Raw genomic sequence first — 26682 nt, 5'->3', positions numbered from 1 at the left:
ATAGACCGCACAAATTGTATCCGAAGATCATCGTGCGTCGTCAGCTTGCGACGAGACTGTTCTGCCAGAAAAAACGTGGAGCTCAGCGAGGCGGGCCGCATCCACCTTACCAGTCCTGAAAATTCCGCAGTGATCAAAATTTGGAATCGGTAGCCGTCTCAATAAAAGTTGTTGTTTTCTTGATTTGAAATGAGACTTTGGCTTCGACGATTCAAAATTGCTTTCAATCTGAACGGAGCCGAATCTCAAGAACGTCCCGTCTGCACGTCGCTTGAATTCCGCCGGGAAGAGCGAGACCTTGAGGAGACTTCGTCGTCGCCATTTCAGTCAATTGTGACCAGTGAAAATGTGACATCTGTTTGCGAGGCCATTTCTTTTCGGTCCAGAGTTTCAGAAACATCGCAGACACAACCGCAACAGGCTGCTTTTTCATCTCGGGGATCGAGAGACGGACAAAGGCGAGGCCGTCCCTGAGGCTTTCAGAATTTGTCAGAGATTGATCGAGTAGGTTCCGGGCCAGTTCATCGATCGCAGACTGGGCTTCTTGTGCCTGCTTCGCAAGTCGTCGTAACGCCTGATCGATTTGCGGATTCAATGACTCCTTCAAATAGGGGAGAACATCGTGGCGAATCCTGTTTCGAGTGAACGAGAAATCGGTGTTTGATTCATCCTGAAGGAAAGCCTGCTGGCGACTTGCGAGTTCGGCGATCAACTCAGACCGATTCACCTGCAGGAGTGGTCGAATTAATGTGACGGACTCGGTCAGTTCTCGTGTTTCCGGGATTCCCTGCAAACCTTTCAGTCCTGTTCCACGTGCAATATGGTGCAGTACTGTTTCGGCCTGATCGTCTGCCGTATGAGCAATGGCGACCCAGTTGATCTTGTGGCGTTCAGCGACTTGTTGAAAAAAGTGATACCGTCGCTTTCTGGCAGACTCTTCAATCCCTCCCTGTTGCATTGATTCGGAATCCTGATCAGGCCGGCCGATCACGCAAGGGACTGCGAGTTGATTACATAAGGCTTCGACCCACTTCGCGTCATCGGCGGAACTTTCACGCAGTTGATGGTCGAAATGCGCGACTGAAAGTTGCAACTGGAGTTCTTCACGCAAATCGTGGAGCAACAGCAGTAGAGAGACACTATCTGCCCCCCCCGAAACCGCCACGAGCAACGACTCATCTCTGATATCGTGTCGCTTGAGAGTTTCAATCAGCAATTTTTTCAGGGGGAGGGTCGGCAAGAGACTTCTTCAATTCACTTTCAGTTTTCAAGGTTCTTCAAGAACTGATCCTGAAACTTGAAATTGCTCTCTCAAACGTTGAGAAAAGCGACTATTCCAGAAGTTTCCGGACTGGTTCTAAGTCTTTTCGAAACGTGTCTTCGCGGTCTGTGAGTCGTTCCGTGAGGCTGGGACAAGAAACAAAACGCATCGGGAATGGCCCGTCGGTTTCGTTTTCGATTCAGCGACAAATGTTTTTTGGACGTCCCTTCGGGACCGGTATCGTAATTGTTTCTCTGGTCAGCTGAACATAGACCGGGCAGGTTCCTGTTGATGATGCGGATACTTCGAATCGCAAAGAGTAACATCTGTTCCTCGGACTTTCGATTGCAGCGACCAGTCCTGTGCCGAAAGTCTATACTTGAAGAAGCTCAAAGCTTTCTTACCCGAAGCCACAAGACTCCAATGACTGAGAAGCCTCTCTTTCCTCAAGCTTTTTCCGAGGCGTCTCATAGATCAACGCCTTCTGATTGTTCGTTCTCCGGATGCCTGATAGAATTGGGCGAGCTTGTTCTGATCCTTTGTGATCTGCAAACCACTCGAGAGTCCAATGAAACTTGAGACGAAGAATGTCCAGCCAACCGATCACATCGAACGTCCCCCCGCTTCATGCGGGAACGCTTGAGGTGCATCTTCTAGGTCTGGTCGACTTCCCGGCGTTTCTCGGTTTGCAGGAGTATGTCACATACGAAATGAGCGGTCGCAAAGATCTCTCAGGGAAGCTGTTCTTGTGTGAACATCCTCCTATGATCACGGTTGGTCGAGAAGGAAAAACTTCAGAAATTCTGATTGACGAAGAGCAGCGCGAGCGCATGGAACTTCCGGTTTACTGGATTTCTCGTGGTGGAGGTGCTTACGCACATGCTCAGGGACAGCTGGCAATCTATTTGATGCTACCACTGGACCGGCTTGGGATTGGGCTGGTCGAATATCGCCGACTTATCGAGACCGCAGCTTGCGAGAGTTGCCATGAACTCAAAATTCCGGCGAAGAGACACCCTGAGTTTCCCGGAGTCTGGGGCAGGGGAGGGCAACTGGCTTTCTTCGGCTCAAGCGTCCGATCGTGGGTGTCAAATCATGGACTCTTTTTGAATGTGACGATCTCGCCTGATTTTCTGGAAATGACAGTTCCGAACTCAGATCATCAGCGAGCGATCTCCATTCAAGCTCAACGTATTCCTCCTGTTCAAATGTCGAAGTTGCGAGAATCATTAATTCGAACGATTTCGAAACAATTCGGATATGAAACGACCGATGTTTCTACAGGTCACCCTCTCTTGAAGAAAACCACACGACAAGTTGCAAAACATGTTTGATCTCCCGATTATCGATTCAAAGCAAACTGCCGAAAACCAACCGGGCAGCGGTTGTGGTAGTTCCCCGACTCCTGAGGCAGCGAGTTCGAAGCCGCGTCGCCGTTTACCCAAATGGCTCAAGCGCCCCATGCCGAGTGCGGAGATGGGATTTACCTCCAGCGTCATCGAAGATTTGAATCTGGAGACCGTTTGCGAGAGTGCCAAGTGCCCGAATCGCACAGAATGCTGGGCACAGAAAACAGCGACGTTCATGATTCTCGGGAACGTTTGCACACGCCCCTGTGGGTTCTGCTCGGTCCCGAAGGGGAAAACGGAAACGGTCGAAGAAGACGAACCGGATCGCGTTGCTGAAGCAGCTGCCCGTTTGGGACTCAAGCACGTCGTGATCACATGTGTCACACGCGACGATCTTCCTGATGGTGGTGCAGAACATTTCTATCAGTGCGTCCTGAAGGTTCGTGAACGGACCGGTGCCGCTGTCGAAGTTCTCACCTCAGACTTCCTCGGCAACCGTGAAGCGATCAGCCGCGTCGTTCAAGCCAAGCCTGATGTCTTCAACCATAACACCGAGACAGTCCCACGCTTGTATGACCGTGTGAGACGGAATGCTGTCTATCAGCGAACTCTTGACTTGCTCGCCCAAGTCAAAGAAGAAGATCCCAATATGCCGACCAAAAGTGGGCTGATGCTGGGACTCGGGGAAACAATCGAAGAAGTGATCGACACCTGTGCTGATTTGCGATCCGTCGGTGTCGACATGATCACCATCGGACAGTACTTGAATCCAGGGCCCGAACTTCTTCCTGTCGAGCGTTATGTTCCGCCTGAGGAATTTGAAGAGATTGCCCAGCAATGCCACAAACTTGGCTTTAGCATGGTCGCTTGCGGCCCGTTCGTCCGTTCGAGCTATCACGCAGGCGAAATGGTGAACGACATGTCCACCGGGACTGTGATCTCATCAGTGAAGTAAGCGCTGATATTCCACGGGCACAACAAAAATCGAAATCGAAGAATCGAAATTGCTCAAAAAGCCCGCAGGAACAGATTGTTCCTGCGGGCTTTTCATTTCACTGATGTCAAAGAGATGCACTCAACTGCTTACATCGCTCCAGCGGTTGCAGGCTCTTCGGCTTCTTGTTTGATTCCGTAAAGCGTGTTGTCGCCCATCTTACTGCTGCATTTCGGGCATTTAGCTTTCGGAATTCCTTTAGCAGTTTTCCCGCCCAGGCCCTCTCGTTTGCGGCCTTCTTCACTGACAGTCGCCTGACATTTTCCACATTGATAGCCGACCGCTTCGAGTTCGACAGTTTCGTCGGCTTTGTAAAATTCGAGGTTTTTCAAAGCCTTGATTTGTGTTTCGAGGAAGTGGCAGCGATAGCTCTCGTACTCATGCTCCGAAGGAATTCCGGCACCGGCTCCGAGTGATGTCACGCCGTATTTTTCTTCTACGAGCTTTTGGAATTCCCAGAATTGCGTCAGTCCCATCGAGACATACAGAATCTCATTCTTGCCTTCGACGTGCGGCAGTTGAATTGAAATCCGGCCCTCTCCGAAAACGGTAATTCCATGAAAGATCGAGTCGGCACGTGATGCGACTGGTTGCACAACTTTGATTTGTGCCAAGTCATCTTTCGAGAAAGTCATCATTTCTGCGAGGTCAGGATTCTCCCCTTTTTTGCCAGCCTGCAACTCAGCTTTCAGGGCTGTACGGGGATCATTTTTCCCGTCGCTTTTGCCGAGTGCCGCACGCGCTTTCTTGGTGTAGACAGCGACGACGAGTTGATCATCCGAGAAGCCGAAGTCAGCGAGTGTGAACTCTTTCAGTAAGCTGTCTGCTTTGAGCTTCAATTTTTCCGGATTCACATTGTGCAAGTGCAAGTCGGACAACCAGCCTTCGAAGCCTTCTTTTGTGGCCTCTTTGCTGCTTGAATCGTCCGAGGTTTTTTCTTTGCGGAAGTTCGGAGGATCGACTGGGACGATAAACGGTGCTCGGCATTCCGGGCACTTTCCCTGCATTCCGCGGTGCGATTCCTTCACAACGATTCGGCAACCGTAAGGACAGAAGATGATGAGCCCGCCACCAGGGGTCTTCATCCCGCCTCGCTGGGCTCTTTTTCGACGTTGCTTTTGAAGTTGTTTCTCGTCCTTCATTGCAATGTTGAAGATGTCGTCGCCTGTGGATTTGACAGGAGCATCTTCTGCAGACCGTTTTGACTCGGGATCTGTTGACGCAGGATCATTCAGATCAGACGGAAGTGCTCCCGCCTCGTTGGTGACAGCAGGCGTTTTCGACGGCATGGAGAGTTCGAAGTCGTCATCTCCTCCCTCTTCGGTCGAGGCGTCATCCGCTAAAGATGAGACTTCACTATCAGGAAGATCACTGAAGATTGTCTGTTGCGGCTTGGCCTGCATTTCCAGATATTTTTCTTCCAGCTCTGGATTCATGAATGCGCCGCAGTTCCAGCAGCGCAACGAGTTGACACGTACCATCTCCCCGCAATCGGGACACGGACTTTCTTTAGATTCACTCATTTCGATTCCCCAAGATGCCCAACAAATCAACGCGAAGAAATGATCTATCAAAATATGAAGCAACCGAAAACCTGTCCAATGAGGAACTCTCTGAATGGTGAGAGCCTAAACTCAGGTTTGCGGAGAAATTCTTGAACCAGTCCGAAAACCTCTGGAATAGCCGCTTTTCTCAACGTTTGAGAGAGCAATTTCAAGTTTCAGGATCAGTTCTATAAACAATCGCGTTGAATGATAAAAAGGCGTTTATCCTAGGTTAACGCTCAAAGCCACACAATTCGACCTCAAAAACCAGAGTCGCCCCCGGTGGAATCAAGTTTGGAACACCTTGGCTGCCATAAGCCATCTCAGGCGGAACAATCAGTCTTCTCCGCCCACCCACTTTCATCCCTTCAATCCCGTGCTTCCAACCATCGATGATCCCATCAACAGGGACTGAGACTGGTTCTCCGAGATCACGAGTATCTCCAAAGCGAGTTCCATCGAGGAGTTGACCGACGTAGTGCACGGTGACCATCTTCGCATCAGTAAAGACTTCCCCTTCGCCATCTTGAAGGTTGACATACCGAACGCCGGAAGTGGTCTCGATGGAAAGGTCTTTGACTCGCAAGTTTCGAAATTCGACTTGAGAAGGGTGACTCTGAAGTGCCAGATGCCCCAATGGCGGACGTTCTGCCAGCTTCCAGGTCTTTTCCGTACCTGGTTTTTCACCAGTCGGTCTCGCTAGATTGATATTATTGACAACTTGCCCGTTCATTTTCACTGTAATCTGATCGCCAAGACAGATGACTTCGCATTCATTCCATTCGCCAGCAGGTTTCAACTCAGGTTTTGTTTGAGGAGCGACCTGATAGTAGAGACTCCCGGTATATTGATCTGCTCGCAAGCTTTTGTACTTCTCTGCCGTGTCGTCCAGAAGTTGCAACTCGATTCCAGTGAATGTCGGATTCCCATCACTGGGGCAACGAATTCCAAGCCCGGTATTGCAACCAGGCTGAAGTTTGTATTCAAATTTCAGCTGAAAGTCGCTGTATTCTTTTTCTGTTCGTAGCCATCCTCCACCTGCACCGGTGCAAGAGATTGTTTCTCCATCTTGTTTCCAGGCATCAGCTCGCCCTTCATGAACAACCCAGCCAGCCAGACCTTCGCCAGAAAGCAGAGAGACAAATCCTTGCTCCAAAGACCCGTTCGACGTTTTCAATCCATTTAAAGTTCTGCTGACATTCGAATCGCTGGGCGAAAGCTTGGCAGTGGGTGAGACCTTTCTGGCTTCGGGAGGATCGTCGGTTGAAACCGGAGTTGTAGTTTTAGGAGGAGCCAGCAAAACAGGAGGGCGAGAGGCTGGCTGTAACACTTCAGGTTTATTTTCACTTGTTTTTGGTGAATCTGAAGAAATCTCATCATCGCAAATAGCGATTCCACTCGTAGTGAGTGCGCAAGCGAGTCCGGTCAGAAGAATCGATTTTTTAAGAATCACGGCGGACGATATCCTGAATTGAACCTGATGGAAGTGGCCATTCCTTATGAAACGATCATGCCCTGAAAAAATTGTCTCATTGCCTCAGAACAGTTTCGGGCCTTAGAGCCCTACTGAAGCGCAGCGGGACCGACTGGCATTCGCGACGATATCAGCCAATGCATACCATTGCAGCAGCAGAATTGCCTCAGACAGTTTTTTGAGTCCCTGACGGCAAGCTCTGCCGAACATGGGACTGACGTCAAAGTTCATCAGCGGCTATTGATGAGGGATGATTCCTGGAAATCTTTTAAGATCTAAGCGAGTTTTTTCATCTGACTCACAGTTTCCTACGTTCATGAGACCGTGAGAGCATCTTTCAAGTTGGTTTGCAGGATCTGCCTCGTGGCGAATAGCATTTTTACCAGAACCAGTCCGAAAACCACTGGAATGGTCGCTTTCCTCAACGTTTGAGAGAGCAATTTCAAGTTTCAGGATCAGTTCTAGAAAAATGCGTTCTTCACGGGCACAACGGTAGAGCAATCTGCTCGAGGCAAGGGTGCCTCTCGGTCGTTTTTAGAAGAAGCGAAGCATGACACTCAACGAAGAACTTCAATCTCTTTTGGCCCCATATCAGGCCGGTGAAGAAAAGTACGCAGTTCATGCAGTCGATGTCCTGTTGGACATGGCGATTCGACGTCAAGCGAGCGATTTACACCTGATTCCTGACAAAACTCCAAACGGACTGATTCCCTATTTTCGCATTGATGGCGTTTTGGAAGCTGCGGATCGCATCGCTGGAGGAGTCAACATTGTGACGCGGCTCAAAGTCGTCGCAAATTTGTTGACGTACCGAACTGATGTTCCGCAGGAAGGTCGTGTCAAAGGAGAGCCGACCGATTCGGAAATTCGTGTCAGTACGTTTCCGACCGTTCACGGAGAGAAAGCAGTCGTTCGTTTTTTCGTTGGCTCGGGAGAGTACCGAACCATCGAGGACCTTGGATACGACTCAGAGATCCAAAACTCCATTCGCAACATACTTGAACAGACATCAGGCCTGTTACTGACATGTGGGCCAGCAGGCTCTGGCAAAACGACCATGCTCTACGCAGCGATCCGTCACATTCTGACCACAAGCGTCTCACTGCGAAGCATCTGTACGCTTGAGGACCCCGTTGAAGCAATTCTCCCCGGAATTTCACAATCAGCCATCAAGCCAGAAAGCGACTTTACCTACGAACGAGGGCTGATTTCACTGATGAGACAGGACCCCGATGTCATTATGGTTGGAGAAATCCGCGACAAACAGACCGCCGGCATCGTTTTTCAGGCATCACTCACCGGTCACCTGGTTTTGTCGACGTTCCATGCAGGGACCGCGGCGGCAGCACTGGGACGGTTAGCAGACATGAAAATCGAACCGTATATCCTCCGGAGTGGACTTTCTGCAGTTTTAGCTCAGCGATTACTTCGAAAATCGTGTCAATGTCGGCAGGCTGAAGCGAGCCCATGCCAGGAGTGTCGGATGACGGGGTACTCAGGCCGCATCGTCGTGGCAGAAATGCTCCGAATTGAACACTCAGAGATTACCAATGCCATTCTGGAGAAGAAAGATGTGCAATTTCTCGAACGTGCAGCCTTGTCCTCAGGCATGATTCCAATGCTCCAGCAGGCTCAAAAAATGGTTGAATCCGGCCAAACGACCACTGAAGAATGCTACCGGGTCTTCGGTTCGGAATCACTACGAAGTTGATGGAGTTTCCCCTCGTGACTTGACTTCACCCGACAGCGGAAGTACACATATCATAGGGATTTGCGGCTATTTCCCCAATAAGTAAAACCTTGAATCAGGATAAACTGAGATGAATAGCGCTTGGATTATTGGCTTAGTTTTCGGCGCCATTGTCGTCTTTATTATGATGGCAGTGCTGGCACGATATTTTGGCCTGTGGGTTCAGTGCAAAATGACCGGCGCCGGCGTCTCGATGACGAACCTGATCATGATGTCGATTCGAAAGGTGAATCCGACAGTCATTGTCCGAAGTAAAATCATGGCTGTGCAAGCCGGATTGACAGAGCACTACGATATCTCGACGCGAGCTCTTGAAGCCCACTACCTCGCCGGAGGAAACGTTCCCAACGTGATCCGGGCTCTCGTCGCCGCTCATCGAGCACAGATCGACATGGACTGGCAAGTCGCTCAAGCGATCGATCTCGCAGGTCGAGACATTCTGGACGCAGTCAAAACGAGTGTTTACCCAAAGGTCATTAACTGCCCAGATCCTCGCAAGAATGCTGGCACGCTTGATGCCGTTGCTGCGGACGGAATTCAGTTAAAAGCTCGGGCACGCGTGACTGTACGAACAAACATTCAGCAGTTGGTAGGGGGAGCAACAGAAGAGACTGTGATTGCTCGTGTCGGTCAGGGAATTGTGCAAGCAATCGGTTCCACAAAGACATACGCCGAGGTTCTCGAAAATCCTGACCGGATCTCTAAAACAGTCCTCAACCAAGGCTTGGAAGCACAAACAGCTTTCGAAATCGTGTCCATTGATATTGCTGATATTGATGTTGGAGAGAACATCGGGGCGAGACTTCAGGCTGATCAAGCCGAAGCCGACATGCGAGTCGCTCAGGCTCGAGCAGAACAACGACGTGCGGAGTTTGCAGCTCAAGAACAGGAAATGGTCGCGAAAACTCAACAGAATCGTGCTGTTGTCGTGCTTTCCGAAGCAGAAGTTCCTGAAGCAATTGCGGCGGCGTTTCGTTCTGGAAAACTCGGTTTGCTCGATTACTATGAACTTAAAAACGTCCAGGCGGACACATCAATGCGATCTGCCATTGCCGGGATGGGAGACGAAGTCGCTCATCAACCAGAAAACTAGAACCAGTCCGGAAACGTGTGGAATGGGCGTTTTTTCACAGCGTTTGCAGGATTTGCCTCGTGTCGAACAGCATTTTTACTAGAACTGATCCTGAAACCTGAACTTGTGCTCTCAAACACTGAGAAAATTCATCATTTCATAAGTTTCCGGACTGGTTCTAAAAATGCTTTCTTAACGGGCACACGATAGAGCAAACTGCTCTAATAAACGGACGCACATCATTTTGATTTCGCCTTTCACCAATCAACAGAGGTGATAGAAGACATGACGCCATATTTACTGCTCGCTGATCTCGAAAGCTTTTTTGGGATCGTTGTCTTCCTGATTGCCCTGATGGGTTGGATTGTCAATCTGGTCAGCCAAAATCAGCCCCCGAAGAATCAACGAGGCCCACAACAGCGGCGTCCGACACCAAGACAAAGCGGTGTACAAAACGAAATCGACCAGTTCTTGAAGCAATCCCGCCGCGAAGGTGGCCGTGTCTCAAGACCTTCGAGGCCATCGGGAACCGAAGAGGTCGAGGTCATCTCACCGCCTCCTTCCCGTCGACCACCTCCACCGCGACGGCGCAGAACCAGAGACGAAATTCTGGCTGAACAAGCTGGGCAACAGCCACCTCGGTCGAACCCGTTGCCAGCAAAGCCCAAGCCAACGAGAAAACGGCCTGATTCGAGCCAAAGAAGCAGCATTGAGTCGTCAAAAAGCAGGTCGAAGCAATCTCAACAAGCCTCGGCAGCGGCAGCACAGGCTCCGCAAAAGGTGTCACAGTCGATCGATGAGCACGTCAAATCCCATGTCCCTCACCTCCCGCATGTCACCGCAACTTCCAGCCCGACTGTCATTGGACAAATCGGGGGAGTCACCAAAGTTAGTAAACGCAAATCGAATAAAAACTCGTTCGCTGCGTTGCTGAACTCAAGGGCGGGAATTCGAAATGCTGTGGTTCTTAACGAGATTCTCTCTCCTCCCAAAGCATTGAGAAACAACAGCAAAGATTAACCGTGGCTAACGGAGAGTCGGCTTGGCTATCGCCCTTTGTAAATTGCACTTCACCAGTAAAACTGCTGTCCGCCTTGAGGCTGAGCCTGAACACCAATTCGAAAGTTGACCTAGAAATCCGTCTTTCGGCGAGCAGTCTATGAAGCCATGTCTGTGATCTCATGAGCACAACAAGCATGAAACGCGACAGGCAATACAATTGTCCTGACGCAATGAAGACATCCCTCACAGCCTACGTTTTCTGAATGAAAAAGAAACTCATCGCTGTTGGGCCTTAAGTTCCTTGCTGCGATTTCCAGTGGTCAACTCGCGTCATCTTCGACCGGGCTCCTCCTTAGAAATACATTGTAAATAGTGGCGACAAAAGCGATTGATCTCCTGTTCATTCTCGGAAGCTTCGAACTTCGCGGACGCTACCAGCGATCGATGTCGATCATTCAAGCTCTGCCTGAGGAAGCTGTCAAAATTCGAGTTCTCTCTGCAAATCCACCTCCTTCACTGGCAGAAAAGATCGGCAGAAACTCAATCTATGTCGATCCATACTTGCAGGTTCCCATCCTGTCCCGAATTTCTGCTCGATTCATCAAACGAGAATATTTGAAGAATCGGCCGGACCTGATTGATATACAGCATCGCCACATGCACCAACTCGGGTCCAGGCTCGCACGAGAAATCGAAACCCCGTACGTCTTGCACCTTCATGACATTCCTCCTGCCGATGGGCAGTTTGAAGTCGACCTTCGCTGGTGCCGGAGAATCATTACAGTCAGTGACTCGATTCGACAACAATTCCTTAACCAGACCGGACTCCCGGAAGAGTTGGTCAGTGTCGTCCAGAACGGGGTGAGCATTCCTCGAGAGGAAGACCTTCAACCGATTCTCCCCGAAGATCGACCACCGGTCATTGGGACAGCAGGACCACTTGAGAAGGAGAAAGGGCTGAACCACTTTTTATGGGCCGCCAAGGCTATCCTGGAAAAGCATCCAGATGTTCTTTTCCTCATTGCTGGTTCGGGTCCAGAAGAAAAGTCGCTAAGACAGCTGGCTGAAGAGTTGAAGATCAGCCAATCGCTGACGATTCTCCCGCATCTTGAAAACTTTCGGCAGGTGTTTCAGGCCATTGACCTGTTTGTCCTCCCGGAACTGCGACAAGGTTCAAAACTGATCTTACTCGAAGCCATGGCTGCCGGGTTGCCCGTCGTCAGTTCAGACATTGATGGCGTTGCCCATATTGTGGATGACGGCGTGACGGGGCTCCTCGTCACAGCAGCTGACGTTGAAGAACTCTCTACCAAACTTCACGAACTTTTGATTCATCGTCACCAAGCCAGGGAAATTGGGCGACTTGGAAGAGATCACATCCGAGAGAATTTCCTCGCCTCAAAAATGACCGAGTCGATGCTCTCCATCTATCAGGAAATCTTGAAGACGAACCGACCATCCGAACAATGACGTAAGCCGCTTAACAGAAAGGGTTTGCGAATTAAAACCAACTCTCAATGAGTCGCTGAACCGTTCGTCAAAACCGCTTCGATCGTCAAAATCCTCAAAGTTCACCCAAGTTCTCATTTCCCCGTGGCCGATACAAGTGACACGGAGTGGAGGTGCGCTACCGAACGGTCTCGCTACACCCCATATTTGGACAACGTGAACCATTGACCGCAAAGATCAAATGCCTGTGATATCTCCATTTGCCAGTTGCGGAAAACGGAACAGCGGAAAAGATTCGACCAGGATCGGCACTATGACTCGTTGGTTGAGCGGAATTGTTCTTGTCATCAGCAGTTTCCTGCCATTGGCAGGTTTTGCACAGGGGCAATATCCGCAATCAGGATTTCAAAATACAGGATACCTCGGGAGCCCCGGTCCTTCACAGCAATACGCTGGGATGGGAGCAGGGGGCTATTACAGAGGTGGCCAAGGTGGTCCGTATGCACAACTGACGCCCGACGATAACGGATGGATGTTCGGCCCTGACACACGTCTGGGAAACATTCTTAGTAACAAAGTCAACAAAGCATGGGTTCGCTTTGATGTCCTGCATTGGGAAATCCGAGGTGCCGACGACACTCTTCTCGGCGCACCGGTCGCTCCCAACGCAGCTGGCGTCCCCTATGATCTCTCCGGGCAAGATCGACAACGCCGGTTAGATGCTCAAGACCGTATTCTCGGAGCTCGTCCTCAAACAGTTGCTGTGGTTCCACGTATTGGGGAAGCACAAGAATCAGGACTCAACGGATTTCGAGGAACTTTTGGAATCCCGCTGACGATTGGTGATTTCGAGGCGAGTGCATTTGTCCTGGAAGAATTTAACGATCTCGTGAAGGTTGACCCATTCGTGGACAACTTCGCATTCCAGAACACAACGCTCATCGGAGCTGTCACCTTGTTGAACAATGGAGTTGTGAACAATAACACCATGATTCTCTTTAGCGAGGGGATGCGAGCTTCTCTGACAACAAATATCTACGGCATAGAGACCAACCTGATTGCGAATCCGATGACTCCCAATGCATCGATGCTCATTCGCCCCATCGCAGGTTTTCGATACCTCAGCATGGAAGAAAAACTGTCGATCTCAGGACAGGACATTCCTGATCCATTAAATGATCCGACGACCATTCTGGACCACCGAATCAACTCGCTCTCTCAAAACCACATTTTTGGCCCACAAGTCGGTTTTCGAGCAGAGAGTAAGATCAAACGTTTCACTTTGGGGACTGACTTCAAATTCCTGTTCGGAATCAATCGCCTTCAGGATCAAGTCAACACTGCCCAAATTTTCACAGTGGATGAACTTCCTGTGACAAGCACAGACGAGAATACTCGCTTTGCTCCAATGATCGACTTTTCGGTTTACGGAAAGTATCAAGCGACAGAAAACCTGAACCTTGTGCTTTCATACCAGCTTCTCGCTGGAACTGGATTCTCCCGAGCATATGACAATATCGATTACAACGCTCCAGCTTCTGTGAATGATCCTCCGATCATTGGCACACGGAATGAGTTGTCGAACTTCTATGCTCAAGGTCTCGTCGTTGGAATTGAATTCCTATTCCCGTAAGATGTCCAGATTGATGACAGCTTGAGCATCTTTCGGATTGGTTTGCAGGATCTGCCTCTTGGCGAATAGCATTTTTATTAGAGAGATGCGTTCTTCACGGGCACACAGCAGAGCAAACTGCTTTAGGTGAGACTGCTCCGAGGGTCACTCAGTGACAGTATTTGAGAGAGTCACTCAGTGACGATGCTCATACGGTCATACCTGATGTCTCCGACGAACATTCATTCTGGACAGCAAGCTATGGAAATCCGAGAGTTCGCCGAGCGCGTTCTCCTCTCAACCGAACTCGCTCTAAAAGTCAATGCAATCTCCACCGAGATGACTGATGACTTCCCCGGTGAGGCAGTGCGTGTAGAAGAGCCGAACCGTCCACCGAACTTACAGTTCGCCGAACGCCGTGCTGCTCCTCGCCTTCCGTCTCCTCAATCTCTCATCGACCCTCGCAAACGAGCAGTCGCTCACCATATTCTCGCGAACCATGAACTGCAGGCACTCGAAGTGATGGCCTGGACTCTTCTCGCCTTTCCCGACGCCCCCAGCGAATTTCGCCACGGGCTCGCGCGCATCATGGTTGATGAGCAAAGACACACACGGATGCACGCCGAAAGAGCCGCCAAGTTAGGCGTTCAATTTGGTGACCTTCCAGTCAACTGCTACATCTGGAAGAAGGCCATGGACTTCGAGAACGTCCTCGACTACCTCGCCGGGTTACCACTCGTGTTCGAAGGCAGAAACCTGGACCATACGATCGAGCTGGAAACGGCGTTCAATGCCGTCGGAGATACACGCAGCGCGCATATCATGCGGGCGATTCATGATGATGAAATCGAACACGTCCGCTTCGGTCTCGAATGGCTTCGCAAATTGAAGCCTGAAGAACTCTCAGACTGGGAAGCTTTCGAAAAGCATCTGCACTGGCCCCTTCGCCCCGAAAAAGCTCGCGGCGAAGACTTCCAACGCCAAGCCCGCCAGCAAGCCGGAATGACGGACGAATTTATCGATCGGCTCGAATCTGCTGAAGATACGACACACAAATCGTAACTGGCTTACTTCTCATCAAGGACCGAGCGGTCAAACTGGCAATCGAACGCTAACCATAGCGCTCGTGCGTGCCGGAAAAAGAGCAGTGGAAAAATGAGACAAAACGTGAACAGCGGCCAAAGGATCGTATCGACCGAGATGTTCATTCCAAGGCGGAAGAACAAAAACATGGCTGACATACTCAGAACTGTGGCACCGTAGTTGAAATAAGTCGCTCCCAGGTAGTACCCCGGTTCTCGTTTCAACTTCAAGCTGCAACTCGAACAGCAGTCATTCATCTTGATGTAATTCCGGTAGAGACGACCTTCCCCACAACGAGGACATCTCAGACGGACTCCCCGCCAAAGAAGGACTTCAGGGAGTGGACGGGGTCCCTTTTCCGGGACCTCTTCGTGCTTCGACTTGGCTACGTCTGTGTCATTCATGAGACACTCCATTGAACAGGGTCTGATTCGATTTCACTAGCCCAGGTTTTAAGATTCGGGAATTCTTCTGCCAGCAAAACGGCAAGCCGTTCAACAGCTGGTCTTTCAGATGCAAAGTGCCCAGTCAGGACCATTGCCGTCTCAAGACTCCGAGCTTCCAGGCTGGCATGAAAGCGGGCTTCTCCAGTGACCAGGACGTCGCAACCAAGGCGTGCTGCGTCCTGCAAATACTCCGCCGCTGAACCACAGGCGACACCAACGGTGCTGATCTTCTGAGAGAGGCCACCGGTATATTGCAGGAACGGAATCTGAAGAGTCTTCTTCACGTGAACAAGAAACTTCTCCAACTCCATTTCGTGTTTCAACTTTCCATATCGCCCACTGCCTGATCCAGGCGGGACAGCTTCACCCTCGATTTGCCGAATCGGTTTGATCGACGCCAGTCCAAGGTCCGTAGCCAACTGTTCGTTAATGCCGAGTGCGCTACTGTCAAAAGCAGTATGTGGGCTGTAAACCGCAATCTTGTTGGAGACGAGGTCGAGCAGCATTCGCCCCTCGCTGTTCTGCGAGGTAATTTTATTGATTGACCGAAACATGATCGGATGGTGAGAAACGATAAGCTCTGCCTGATGTTCAATGGCTTCGACAACCACATCCGGAGTCAGGGTCAAACAGGTCAAGACCCTGCAAACTTCCGCATTCTCATCCCCAACCAAGAGACCGACATTGTCCCAGTCCTCAGCGAGTTCAAGCGGTGCAAACTCTCCAAGGTACTCAATGAGTTTCTTTAATTTCATGGACATAATCGATGTCGGATTTTCAGGAACGATGTTGGATGCCCTCGCAGGTCACCGCACTCTTCATGACACGTGAACCAGTCCGGAAACTTGTGGAATGGTCATTTTCCTCAGTGTTTATGAAAGCTAATTCAGACTTTCGAGCAGTTTGCTCTACCGCGTGCCCGTGAAGAACGCATTTCTCTAACAAAAATGCTGTTCGCAACGAGGCAGAACGGACAAATACAGATTTTGAATTTGCTCTGAACAACTATTCTATCCGGCGAACGGTTGCCGAACACCAGTTCAAGATTCAGATTGTCAGTTTTGGTACAAAAGGGAGAAACCTCTCTCATCATTGACACACCATGCAGAGAGGTATGATGTCTACTGAAGCGGCTCAACGTCACCTGGTCGCTAATGAAATCCAAACGTCCGTTGAGAAGTTCGAGAACATCTCAGCAGACACCGATCAAAAGGTTCAATTGTGTTTCGCGTGAAAATTTCCGTTGCTACTTACGAGTTCGATCAGGATATTCGCAGTGCTTTGCACTCAGCGATGAAAATCGGAGCTCAGGGCGTCCAATTCGATTTGCGAAGTCAGCTACGACCTGCGGACTATGGATCGACAGCGCGAAGGCAACTTCAGAATTATTTGAACGAGAGAAATCTTCAACCTGCTTCTGCGCATTTTTCTCTGCGGAGTTCTTTATTTGAGAATGAGCGCCTTGAACAAAGACTTGAAGCAGTGCGGAATGCAATCCTGTTTGCTTCACAGATGAAGTTGCGAACGTTGACGATCAGACTCGGTCGCCTTCCCGATCTGGAGTCAGAAGAAGCCAAGCAGGTGATTTTTCCGATCATGCGAGATTTGGTCACTCATGCGAACCACTACGGAGTGACGATTTGCGTGATTCCGGCCGGTGATTCCGCAGAGACTTTGCTCTCATTCCTGAATCAAATCAAGACCGGGCCGATTGCAGTTGATGCCGATTTGGGAAGCTGGGTTCTTTCTGGCCGATCACCAGTAAAGCAGTTGCGCGAACTCAACCAGGTGATTGAACATATTGATATTCGAGATGCCGTCCGCGACGTTGATGGAGTTGGCGAAGAAGTTCCTGTCGGTCGGGGTGAGATCGACTGGGACGAGATCGCGGGTCTCATTGAAGAAATGGGATACTCCGGCTGGTTAAACGTTCGACGTTCAACGGGAAATGATAAGATCGGAGACTCAATGCGAGCCATCCAGTATCTGCGAAATCTGATCCCGATGGAATAAGCTCAAGTTGCTTCGAGCCTGCCTCACGATTGCATTCTCTGACGAATCGGTTTTCCATAAATAGGAAATTCCTGGGAATTTTCCCATAGCTGGCGCATCTGTACTTTCATAGCAACTCACTCTTGGAGGATGATATGAAAGCGATCGCGCTCTTCTGCTCTGTCTCTTTGTGGACCATCATTTTTTGCGTCTCTGCTTCTGGGTGTGGCTCATCCGAATCGATGTCCCTGTCGAAGTCAGAACAGTTCGCCTCGACAGGTTCAGAGGACGTCAGCGACTTCAATGAAATCGCGATGAATCAAGTCCCGACTGAGGGAAGTTCACTCGATCCCGAAGTGAGCGAAGATTCAGCGGTCGAGAGAAAAATCATCTATGAGTCTGAACTCCGCATCGAGGTGACCTCTTTTGATGATATTCCGGCACGGGTTAAAGATATCGTGAAGGCACACGGCGGTTATGTTGCCAGTTCAAGCCTGGATGGAATCTCAGGAACTCGACGTTCCGGAACATGGGTCATCAAAATTCCGATTCGGAAGTATGCTGACTTTCTGGATCAAGCGGGAAAACTTGGAGAACTGCAGTCTCAAAATGAAAACTCAACCGAAGTGACCGCTCAGTATTATGACCTGGAAGGGCGCATCCGCACGAAGAAGCAGGAAGAGGCGCGGATGCTCAAGCACCTGGAAGAAGATACCGCAAAACTCGAGGAGACACTGGCTGTCGAAAAAGAATTGATGAGAATCCGCACGGAACTGGAAAGCATGCAAGGACGAATGCGGTTACTGACTCACCAAGTCGATTTCTCCACCGTAACGCTACACGTTCAAGAATACCGCGATTACCAGCCAGAGCAGCAGTTAGGATTCATGGCAGAAGTTCAGCGAACGTTCAGCGTCTCAATCAGCCGACTGGTCGTATTCATCCGAACTCTTGCAATCGTTTTGGTGGGGGTCCTCCCATGGGTGCTGGTGTTGATTTTACCTGCTATCTTGATTGTTCGCTGGTGTTCAAGCTGGCTGAACAAACTCTTGACGAGCTTCATTCAGAGTTGGCGAAAATGGTGGAAAATAAAAATTCAGTGAATACGATTTCAAACCTGAATTTCATCAAACAGATTGAGATCGGCATACGTACTTCAGGATCATTGCAGAAACAGAAATAATACGATCAAATCAAAGTATGCAAAGCAAAATCCAACAGCCACTCACGTCTCGACAATATGATCTCTTCTCATGGAGGCTTTCAATCATCCTTTCAGGAGCGGCCTCGTTGACCTTCATGCTCGTCTGGTCGATCTCAATCCTGACTGCGGAGGAACAACAACAGAAGCCCCCCGCGCCCAAGATTGAAAATTATCGGCAAGTGAACAAGTCGCTGTTCAGTGGAGCCCAACCGGAAGGTGAAGAAGACTTCGCTGCTCTTCAGAAGAATGGAATCAAGACGATCGTTTGCGTTGACGGAACGACTCCGCGTGTTGAATTAGCTCGGAAGTACGGGCTGCGGTACGTGCATATCCCTTTGCCTTACTCTGGCATTCCACGCGACTCAGCTCGAAAGTTGGCAAAGGTTGTGGAAGAGTGCGAGTCACCCATTTTTGTGCATTGTCATCATGGATTGCATCGAGGACCAGCAGCCGCAGCAATTTGTGGGATTGCCCAAAATGAAATGACATCCAAGACAGCGATCACATTCCTGAAAGAGGTCGGGACGGACCCGAAGTACGTTGGCCTATTTCGTGATGTCGGGAACTTTCGTCTCTTAAGTCCGAGCGAAGACGCAAAACTTCCCAAAGTAAAGCTGGTTGAAATTGCACCCGTTGACGAACTCTCCGACATCATGACGAGAATCGAGGAGCATTTCGGCATCGTGGAAGCTCAAATTGAGTCTGCAACGCCCAATCAAAAATTGATTGTGGAACATTCAGTTGCAATGTCTGAGGAATTCAAAGAGTCTGCCCGCCTGAAGAAGTTGAGCGAGAAGTTGCGTGCAAAATTTATTGAAGCATCGAAGACCTCAGCAACTCTCGCATCTGACGACGCCCAAGAGCAACGCTCAAAGCAGCTGAAGAATCTCAAACAACAGTGTGTCGCCTGCCACGCTGAAGCTGGTTAAAGTTGGTTACAAAGTTTTGAAAGCAATTTTCACGATCACGATAAAGCTTCTCAAAACATTCCCTTGCCGTCGATCTCGTCCAATTCAGCGACGATCAACCGTACAAGTTCCGGGAGACCTTGACCGGTGACTGCCGAGATGAGCAACACCTCTCGACCGAGGTCTTCGCTTAAGAGTTCAGCACAGGCTTGAGCATCGGGGAGTTCACACTTGGTGACCACAACGATTTCACGCCGGGCTTCGAGCGTATCATCGTAAAGGCAGATCTCTTTTCGAATCTGATGATAGTTTTCGATCGGATCAGTCTGATCCATTGGCGTCGGCTCGACGAGGTGGACAAACAACCGTGTCCGTTGGACATGCTTGAGGAATTCGTGACCTAACCCGACTCCTTCATGAGCGCCCTCAATTAACCCGGGAATATCAGCGATCACAAACTCATGGTCGTATCCGACTCGAACCATCCCCAGGTTGGGGTATTTCGTAGTAAACGGGTAGGCTGCAATTTCTGGATTTGCCCGGGAAAGCCGACTCAAGAGCGTACTTTTTCCCGCATTCGGTTTTCCGATCAATCCGACATCGGCGATTACTTTCAGCTCGAGCATGACCTCGCGAACTTCTCCGGGAAATCCATCCTCGGCATGTCTGGGAGCACGGTCTGTCGATGTCGCAAAGTGTTTATTTCCGCGACCACCTTTTCCCCCTTTGGCAATCAGCAGCGAATCACCATCCTTCAGCAGTTCTTTGATGACAAATCCGTGTTCAAGGTCTTTCACCAGCGTTCCTGGCGCTACCAGAATGTAGGCGTCATCACCACTACGCCCGGTTTTCAGCTTACCTTCACCCGGACGTCCCTTTTCAGCCTTCCAGTGCCGATGCCCGACAATGTTGGACAGGCTCCCGAGATTTGAGTCAACTTTGATGTAAATGCTTCCGCCATCACCACCATCGCCCCCATCTGGCCCACCTCGTGGAACGTGAGCTTCTCGACGGAAGCTCATGCACCCGTTTCCACCGTCTCCGGCCTGGCAGAGTATTTCAACGCGATCAACAAACATGAGGTATCAATTGTGATTCAAGGTGCTCACATCTCGTACAGTGATCACTGCTGAGTGTACACGAAAGAGCAATTTTCAGAAATTTGATAAACAGGATGACGCTCTCGTCAGCAAAAAGCCTAAACATCTTCCAATAGAACAACTTACGAGCCAACAGTGTACACGATTTCCAACGATTTGCGAGATCACCGAACCGCCAAGACAACCGTTGGAATCGCAAGGAACCGAGACTGGGGTTGATGGAAATTGGGACATCAGTTACGAACTTGCCTGATTATCGCCGTTGAAACGATTTCAGCGGGGCAAACCAGGCCAGTTCATCAGGGTGTGGTGCGCAAAAAATTCAAATCAAACTGATTTTGGAATTTCCTCAGGGAGGGATCTTGGATGTTTCGGAAGTTTAGCGGGGCGCTGCTCTGTATTGCCATTCTTGGACTTGGGAGCCAACTTTCGGCTCAGGATGATAACGCAGCTAACCTGGAAGCTCTGAAAGAGCAGGCGGATGTTGCTTATCGTCAACGGAATTTTCCTAAAACGGTTGAGCTAACGAATCAAGTCTTGGCATCAACTCCCAACGACCATGTTGCTCTCTACTTGCGTGGTAGTGCTCACGTAGAAATGGGAATTGTCACCGGAAAGGTGGAATTTATCCGTCAGGGAATTGCTGATTCTCGTGAAGCGATTCGCCACGAAGGAAAGGGAAAAGCGGAGTACTACCTTCCGTACATTTATGGAATGAGCAACCTGGCTGACATGGAAGGAAAGGTCAACCATGCCAAAACGGCTCAAACCGTCGTTGACTCCGTCCTCGAACGAGAGGACCTCACAACGGAGCAAAAGGCGAACTTGTACTATCAGCGTGCTCAGGCAGATATGCGGTTGAAAGATAACGCAGCGACTGAAACCGATCTGAAAAAAGCAATCGAACTCAATCCGGAACATCTGGCAGCCCATATGGCCCTTGCCGAATTTGCAGCAACTGCGAAAACACCAGCAGAAGCGACTGCTGCGTTTTCCAGTGTCGTTGAAAAGTTTCCCACAAACCCAATCGTTTTCAACAACCGGGGAATGTTCCTGCAGTCTCAAGGCAAAACTCAAGAGGCCGTCGCTGACTTCACTCAAGCAATCAAACTCGATGGGCGATTCATTCCCGCCTATATCAATCGAGGATTTGCTTACCTTGAAGCGGGTGATTCCGCAAAAGCCGAAGCAGCACTCACAGAGGCACTCTCTGTTGATCCGAATCAGCTTGGTGCACAAAGCCTTCGAGCAACTGCCCGTTTGAATCAAAACAAAGTCGACGAAGCACTCATCGACTATCGACGCGTCGCTGAACTCGCTCCGCAAAACCCGATGGCTTTCGCTGACCTTGGATTTGCTCAATTCTTCTCCGGAGATTTCGCGAGTGCAGGCCAGTCGTTTGATAAGGCGTTGTCACTTCAAAAAGAGATGCGATTCTTACTGCCCTGGAAACTTGCCAGTGCCATTCGCGCAGGAACCTACAAGCAAGCTGACTATCAGGAAGTCTTGTCAAAGCCAGAAGGCTCACGAGACTGGATCGATTCGCTGGTCCTGTTCCAACTCGGTCAAGTCGATGCTGCCACAATGCTGAAATCCGTTCATCCAGACAATGAAGACGCAAAAGCGGCGCAGCTTTGCGAAGGATACTATTTCATCGGAATGGAACTCCTGCGACGGGACCGTCAACAAGATGCTGTTGGATACTGGAAACAAGCAACTAAATCGCGGCTTCCCAAATTGTCAGCGTATCGCGGTGCGGTCTTCGCTCTGAAAAACTCAGGTGTTGAAGTTCGGTAGTCGAACGCATCATCCTCCTGATTGGTGCAGTCTTGGTACTGCCTTCGTTTTCATCACGACAACGAAGCAACATTCGCAACTGGCAGGGTGTCATTCATCGGCTCAAAGAACTTTGTGCCGACAAATTCAACCAAGCCCGCTTCCACTCGAAGCGGGCTTTTTTCGTGTGTCGTGCATCTTCAATTTCAATATTTGTAGTGCCCATAAAACTCACTGTTATGACTTCGTAGACTGATCGCCCGGAGGCAGAACCTGAAGATTACTTCGAATCGATCCTGAAACTTGAATTCGCCACACTAAAGACTGGGATTGCTTTCGACTCTGGAATTCCGATTACTGAAGAGTATAAAATGAGGCTACGGGACAACTTTGCCCGCGATTCAATCAGACTTGATTATGATGCGTTTATTCGTCTCGTCCGCTGTTGTCATTTCCATCACGCTTGCCATCGTCAGTTCGGTGACTGCTGAGGATCTGGAATTCAACCGGGATATTCGTCCTATTCTTTCGGACAAATGTTTCTTCTGTCACGGACCGGATGAAGAAGACCGTCAGGCGGATTTGCGTCTCGACAAGGCAGAAGCTGCTCATGAGTACGCCATTGTGCCGGGAAAGCCGGAAGAGAGTGAACTGATTGCACGCTTGCTGAGCCCGGACCCGGAACTCCGCATGCCTCCGGCCGAATCGGAGAAACATCTCTCAGCGGAAGAAATCAAACTTCTCACCGATTGGATCAAACAAGGTGCCAAGTACGAACCGTTTTGGGCGTATGTCCCTCCCAAACGTCGAGAACCAAGAACGAATGAGAAGACTTCAACGCCAACACTCATTGATTCATTCATCTCAGAGAAACTGGTCGCTGAAGGACTTCAGTTTTCTCCGCCGGCAGAACCAGTCACCCTCATTCGCAGGCTCTACTTTGATCTTATTGGACTCCCCCCCAGCCCTGAGGAAGTAGACGCCTTTGTCTCCGACCATTCAGAAAAAACTTATCGCGACATCATCGACAGGTTGTTAGCCTCTGATCACTTTGGCGAACGAATGGCGATCTACTGGCTCGATCTCGTTCGCTACGCCGACACAGTCGGATACCACGGAGATCAGGACCATCACATCTCCCCTTACCGAGACTGGGTGATTGAAGCGTTCAACGACAACATGCCCTTCGACCAGTTCACTCGCGAACAACTCGCTGGCGATTTACTTCCAGATTCAACGATCGATCAGAAGATTGCCACCGGCTACAACCGTTTGCTGCAAACGTCTCATGAAGGAGGCGTGCAACCGAAAGAGTATCTGTCGATCTATGCAGCTGACCGGGTCCGCAATCTCAGTTCCGTCTGGATGGGGGCAACTGTCGGGTGCGCTCAGTGCCATTCACACAAGTACGATCCGTACACCATTCAAGACTTTTATTCTCTGGCTGCCTTCTTTGCCGACATCGATGAAGATCAACACTTCTACATCGGGAGCAATGCACTTCCCACTCGCCGCCCCCCTGAACTTGAAGTCATTTCGCAGCGTGGTCGTGAAAGACTTGCCAAAATTGAACGCCGTCTCGAAACGATGCCAAAGTCTCAGTCAAAACGTCGCGGAGTTCTGGAAGCCGAGAAGAAAGAAATCGAAGATTCGGCCCGCTTAACGATGGTCACTGTTGCGAAAGAACCGCGAGAAATGCGAGTTCTGCCACGAGGAAATTGGCTCGATGATAGCGGACCAATCGTCGAACCGGCAGTCCCGGAGTTTCTTGGGAATCTTGATCTGCAATCAAGGCGAGCCAATCGTCTTGATCTCGCAAACTGGTTAACAGGAACAAAAGCTGGTGTTGGCGGATTGACCGCGCGGGTCCAGGTCAATCGATATTGGTATCTCCTTTTTGGAACTGGACTGTCGAGGTCTCTCGACGATTTTGGAGGGCAGGGGACTCCGCCTTCGCATCCTGAACTGCTTGATGAGTTAACGCTTGAATTCATCGAGAGTGGCTGGGATGTCAAACACATCTTGAAACAAATTCTGCTCAGCAAAGCGTATCGACAATCGTCAGTCGCGAGTCCCGAACTGTTACAGAAAGATCCCTATAACCAGCTTTTCGCCAGACAGGGTGCTTACCGCCTCCCCGCGGAAGTGCTTCGCGACAATGCACTCATGGTTGCCGGATTGTTGAACACAGAATATGGAGGAGAAAGCAGCCATCCATATCAGCCCCCGGGATACTATCGACACCTCAACTTCCCCAAGCGCGAGTACGAATCAGATCAAGACTCTCAACAATATCGCCGAGGGGTTTACGTTCATTGGCAACGTCAGTTTTTGCATCCGATGCTGAAAGCGTTCGACGCTCCCAGCCGAGAAGAATGCACTGCCGAACGTCCGCGCTCAAACACTCCATTGGCTGCTTTGGTTTTAATGAACGATCCAACTTTCATCGAAGCGGCCCGCTCATTTGCGGCACGCATCCTTGAAGAATCAGACGGAACCGACCAGCAGCGGATCGAAGCAGCTTTCCGTAGAGCGGTCTCCCGCTTGCCTGACGAAGTTGAATCGCAAGTTCTCCTTGAAGTCCTTGAGCAAAGCCGCAAGGACTTCAAGGAAAGAGAGAAGAGTGTGGCAGAGTTTCTCGATGTTGGCCTGAATCTCGAAACGGATCAGTCCGAGAAACAACTCGATCAGCAAGAACTCGCAGCCTGGACGTCTGTCACGAGAGTCATCTTGAACTTGAACGAATCGATCACTCGAAATTGAATGGGCTCGCGCACTGATTGAATTGCAAACTGACTGTGCGATCCCGGCTGCCTGCCTGTTACTGGCGTTGGAACACTTTCCCGAGTCGATGCGGATCCGGAATTTCGTTTTCCGTGAATTGTCGTCCCCGCACTGTGTATTCGCTGATGTCGACAAAACGACCGTCAGCATCTGCACTTTCATAACTTGCCATCAAGACAGCCATCGTGTCCCAAGCCATCATCGGTCCAGATTGTGGAGAACGGTCTGACTCAAGAGCACAGTCAACGGCATCGTTCATCTCGTTGACATATCCGTGCGAGTAGGTCTGATTGGGTCGAGGAAAACTTGTTCCTTGCGGAGTCGAAAGTTTTTCTCGTAGCAAAATATTGCCAGCTGCTGTTCCCTCGGGTAAGAATAATTCATTTTCGTTATTGGGGTTCATGCGAACATCGTACTCAGCGAAGTCGGTAATCACCGAGAATTCGTTTCGGATTCCAGAAATGCTGAGATCGTGCCCATGAACTTCTGCAATCGTCCGGTCTTCAAACATCACAGTGATGCGTCCAAAGTCATCGACGTTTTGCATCGGTCGAAAGAACTCATGACTTGTCTCTGGTTGATGTTTAAGAATTTGAAGCGCAGCTGCCGAAACCTGTACGGGTCGAATTGGGCCGGTCCCGTTCAAAATTCCTTCGACTTGTTTCAAATACAAAGCAGGTCCTAACGGATGGCAGGCCTTATTGAAGAGGGCTCCGCCACCAGACTTGCTGGGCGTATCGTACGCCGGCGCATGTGATCCCTGATGAGCACACACACCGGATTGATAAAGAACTTTCCCTTTGTTCTGCTTCTGAGCTTCGATCAAAAGCTCCACAATTCCCTTGACCCCGTCGACGTAAATAAAATCTTCAGCGTACAGCAGTTTCGACTTTCCGGCTCTGACAGCATCCAGAACTGTTGCCAGGTAGTCCATTGACTCTTCTTTGCGGGTCGCTGCGTCGGCAGTTCGCCCCTCGGGATAACCAGGCCAAATGACAGGCGGCTTCTCAAGCACGATCACCGGAACGCCAGCCTGACCAGCCTCCGTCGCATACGGACCATGAGCAAAATTTGCGCAGCAGATGTTGTCGATATCTGGTTGAACGGACTTCAGCATTTCCTCGTGGGAATCAAAGGCATTCGTCACGTTGTGCCGCACCGCGAATTTCTCAGCGTTCTCCCGTCTTCCCGAAATGACTCCGGCCAACTCGATGTGAACCCCATTCTTGTGTGGGATCATCGAATAGGTACTCGCTGTGTAGTCACCAGCGAAGCCAGTTCCACTGATTGCAATGCGAATCGTTTTCTGCGTCATGGCGTTGATGTCTTTTTAAGAATGAATGTTTTAGCTGTCGCGTCCCATTTGAACGTCTGCTCTACAGCTTCTTCGTTGAACTGAGTCGAGGTCTTTGTCTTCTCGAACCGGAACAGCAAAGTGTTTGTTTGATGCGGTGCTTGCTGAAGGAGTCGATTCGTCACTTTGAGATCACCGAGAGGGGATGCGACTGGAAACTCAAAATAGATCCAAGCCGATTTTGTCTCGACCTCGAAGCCGACCGGCTTCAGCTTAAGCTTTTTCCCACCCATTTCAATCTGGAAGGCTTCTCCGACGTATTCAAACACGACTTCATTCGAATCCAACTTCTCAAGAACGAGCTTCTTTTTTGTGCGCCGTCGCAGTTCTTGTTCTAAATCATTCGGATCAACTTTGAGTGCGACTTCAAAAGTGCTGCTCTTTTCATTCCACTGCATCTCTGCCGAACTGAAATGAAATGGGTGTGCCAAGAGACTCGTATTCGCCATGGCGAAATATGCGAGAACCGCAAGAGAAGCACATCGATTTGTGTTTGAAAATTTCATAGGAGAACGCTTTGCGATGGCT

The 26682-nt window shown here is 50.1% G+C and carries 21 protein-coding genes; 13 read left to right on the top strand and 8 right to left on the bottom strand.

Annotated elements, in window-relative coordinates; genetic code table 11:
* Positions 1 to 223 precede the first annotated feature (223 nt).
* Entirely contained in the window at positions 224 to 1240 is a 1017-nt protein-coding gene (tilS, locus tag Mal48_RS07075; RefSeq protein ID WP_145197448.1) for a tRNA lysidine(34) synthetase TilS, read from the bottom strand.
* 608 nt (positions 1241 to 1848) lie between these two features.
* Between tilS and Mal48_RS07070 the strand changes: the two genes are divergently transcribed.
* Both Mal48_RS07070 and lipA read left to right on the top strand, forming a co-directional pair.
* Positions 1849 to 2595, top strand: a complete 747-nt coding sequence (locus tag Mal48_RS07070; RefSeq protein WP_145197446.1) for a lipoyl(octanoyl) transferase LipB — start codon at positions 1849 to 1851, stop codon at positions 2593 to 2595.
* Positions 2588 to 3565 (top strand): lipoyl synthase, encoded by a 978-nt coding sequence (lipA, locus tag Mal48_RS07065; RefSeq protein ID WP_145197444.1) that lies wholly within the window; start codon positions 2588 to 2590, stop codon positions 3563 to 3565. The genes Mal48_RS07070 and lipA overlap by 8 nt, the downstream gene beginning before the upstream one ends.
* 128 nt (positions 3566 to 3693) lie before the next feature.
* On the opposite strand, the gene Mal48_RS07060 is transcribed toward lipA, so the two are convergent.
* Both Mal48_RS07060 and Mal48_RS07055 read right to left on the bottom strand, forming a co-directional pair.
* Positions 3694 to 5127, bottom strand: coding sequence for a hypothetical protein (locus tag Mal48_RS07060; protein ID WP_145197442.1), 1434 nt, complete (start codon positions 5125 to 5127; stop codon positions 3694 to 3696).
* A gap of 253 nt (positions 5128 to 5380) precedes the next feature.
* Positions 5381 to 6601: a family 16 glycoside hydrolase gene (locus tag Mal48_RS07055; RefSeq protein ID WP_145197440.1), complete on the bottom strand. Its 1221-nt coding sequence runs from the start codon at positions 6599 to 6601 to the stop codon at positions 5381 to 5383.
* Positions 6602 to 7172: 571 nt separating this feature from the next.
* On the opposite strand from Mal48_RS07055, the gene Mal48_RS07050 reads away from it, so the two are divergent.
* The 6 genes from Mal48_RS07050 (at position 7173) to Mal48_RS07025 (ending at position 14569) form a co-directional block, all read left to right on the top strand.
* Positions 7173 to 8333: a GspE/PulE family protein gene (locus tag Mal48_RS07050; protein WP_145197438.1), complete on the top strand. Its 1161-nt coding sequence runs from the start codon at positions 7173 to 7175 to the stop codon at positions 8331 to 8333.
* Between the two features lie 109 nt (positions 8334 to 8442).
* Positions 8443 to 9465: a flotillin-like protein FloA gene (gene floA / locus Mal48_RS07045; protein WP_145197436.1), complete on the top strand. Its 1023-nt coding sequence runs from the start codon at positions 8443 to 8445 to the stop codon at positions 9463 to 9465.
* Positions 9466 to 9729: 264 nt separating this feature from the next.
* Complete coding sequence (locus Mal48_RS07040) at positions 9730 to 10464, top strand: hypothetical protein (RefSeq protein ID WP_145197435.1); 735 nt, start codon at positions 9730 to 9732, stop codon at positions 10462 to 10464.
* A gap of 354 nt (positions 10465 to 10818) precedes the next feature.
* Complete coding sequence (locus Mal48_RS07035) at positions 10819 to 11916, top strand: glycosyltransferase family 4 protein (RefSeq protein ID WP_145197434.1); 1098 nt, start codon at positions 10819 to 10821, stop codon at positions 11914 to 11916.
* A 292-nt stretch (positions 11917 to 12208) separates the two neighbouring features.
* Positions 12209 to 13528, top strand: a complete 1320-nt coding sequence (locus tag Mal48_RS07030) for a BBP7 family outer membrane beta-barrel protein (protein WP_197442133.1) — start codon at positions 12209 to 12211, stop codon at positions 13526 to 13528.
* Positions 13529 to 13711: 183 nt separating this feature from the next.
* The gene (locus tag Mal48_RS07025; protein WP_231740015.1) at positions 13712 to 14569 is read left to right on the top strand and encodes a ferritin-like domain-containing protein; all 858 of its coding nucleotides are present in this window, start codon (positions 13712 to 13714) and stop codon (positions 14567 to 14569) included.
* A gap of 5 nt (positions 14570 to 14574) precedes the next feature.
* Here Mal48_RS07025 and Mal48_RS07020 read toward each other — a convergent pair whose 3' ends face one another.
* Positions 14575 to 14994, bottom strand: a complete 420-nt coding sequence (locus Mal48_RS07020) for a DUF983 domain-containing protein (RefSeq protein ID WP_145197432.1) — start codon at positions 14992 to 14994, stop codon at positions 14575 to 14577.
* Positions 14991 to 15791, bottom strand: a complete 801-nt coding sequence (locus Mal48_RS07015) for a Nif3-like dinuclear metal center hexameric protein (protein ID WP_145197431.1) — start codon at positions 15789 to 15791, stop codon at positions 14991 to 14993. Before Mal48_RS07015 ends, Mal48_RS07020 begins: the two co-directional genes overlap by 4 nt.
* 538 nt (positions 15792 to 16329) lie before the next feature.
* Here Mal48_RS07015 and Mal48_RS07010 point away from each other — a divergent pair.
* The 3 genes from Mal48_RS07010 to Mal48_RS07000 all read left to right on the top strand — a co-directional run bounded on the left by Mal48_RS07010 (position 16330) and on the right by Mal48_RS07000 (position 19161).
* Positions 16330 to 17049, top strand: coding sequence for a sugar phosphate isomerase/epimerase family protein (locus Mal48_RS07010; RefSeq protein ID WP_231740014.1), 720 nt, complete (start codon positions 16330 to 16332; stop codon positions 17047 to 17049).
* Between the two features lie 134 nt (positions 17050 to 17183).
* The gene (locus tag Mal48_RS07005) at positions 17184 to 18131 is read left to right on the top strand and encodes a DUF4349 domain-containing protein (RefSeq protein WP_145197429.1); all 948 of its coding nucleotides are present in this window, start codon (positions 17184 to 17186) and stop codon (positions 18129 to 18131) included.
* Positions 18132 to 18228: 97 nt separating this feature from the next.
* Positions 18229 to 19161 carry a phosphatase domain-containing putative toxin gene (locus Mal48_RS07000; protein WP_145197428.1) on the top strand — a complete coding sequence of 311 codons (933 nt, stop codon included), beginning with the start codon at positions 18229 to 18231 and terminating at the stop codon, positions 19159 to 19161.
* A 50-nt stretch (positions 19162 to 19211) separates the two neighbouring features.
* On the opposite strand, the gene obgE is transcribed toward Mal48_RS07000, so the two are convergent.
* Complete coding sequence (obgE, locus tag Mal48_RS06995; RefSeq protein ID WP_145197427.1) at positions 19212 to 20219, bottom strand: GTPase ObgE; 1008 nt, start codon at positions 20217 to 20219, stop codon at positions 19212 to 19214.
* Between the two features lie 387 nt (positions 20220 to 20606).
* On the opposite strand from obgE, the gene Mal48_RS06990 reads away from it, so the two are divergent.
* Positions 20607 to 22037, top strand: a complete 1431-nt coding sequence (locus Mal48_RS06990; protein WP_145197426.1) for a tetratricopeptide repeat protein — start codon at positions 20607 to 20609, stop codon at positions 22035 to 22037.
* A gap of 396 nt (positions 22038 to 22433) precedes the next feature.
* On the top strand, positions 22434 to 24779 hold the full coding sequence (locus Mal48_RS06985) for a PSD1 and planctomycete cytochrome C domain-containing protein (RefSeq protein WP_145197425.1): 2346 nt from the start codon (positions 22434 to 22436) through the stop codon (positions 24777 to 24779).
* A 58-nt stretch (positions 24780 to 24837) separates the two neighbouring features.
* On the opposite strand, the gene Mal48_RS06980 is transcribed toward Mal48_RS06985, so the two are convergent.
* Together Mal48_RS06980 and Mal48_RS06975 are read right to left on the bottom strand one after the other, a co-directional pair.
* Positions 24838 to 26115, bottom strand: a complete 1278-nt coding sequence (locus Mal48_RS06980; RefSeq protein WP_145197424.1) for a Gfo/Idh/MocA family protein — start codon at positions 26113 to 26115, stop codon at positions 24838 to 24840.
* Positions 26112 to 26660 (bottom strand): DUF6702 family protein, encoded by a 549-nt coding sequence (locus Mal48_RS06975; RefSeq protein WP_145197422.1) that lies wholly within the window; start codon positions 26658 to 26660, stop codon positions 26112 to 26114. Before Mal48_RS06975 ends, Mal48_RS06980 begins: the two co-directional genes overlap by 4 nt.
* Between the last annotated feature and the right edge of the window lie 22 nt (positions 26661 to 26682).

Origin of the sequence: Thalassoglobus polymorphus (genome assembly GCF_007744255.1) — a bacterium.
GTDB classification, from domain to species: domain Bacteria; phylum Planctomycetota; class Planctomycetia; order Planctomycetales; family Planctomycetaceae; genus Thalassoglobus; species Thalassoglobus polymorphus.
This window is presented reverse-complemented; position numbering and strand designations above follow the sequence as displayed.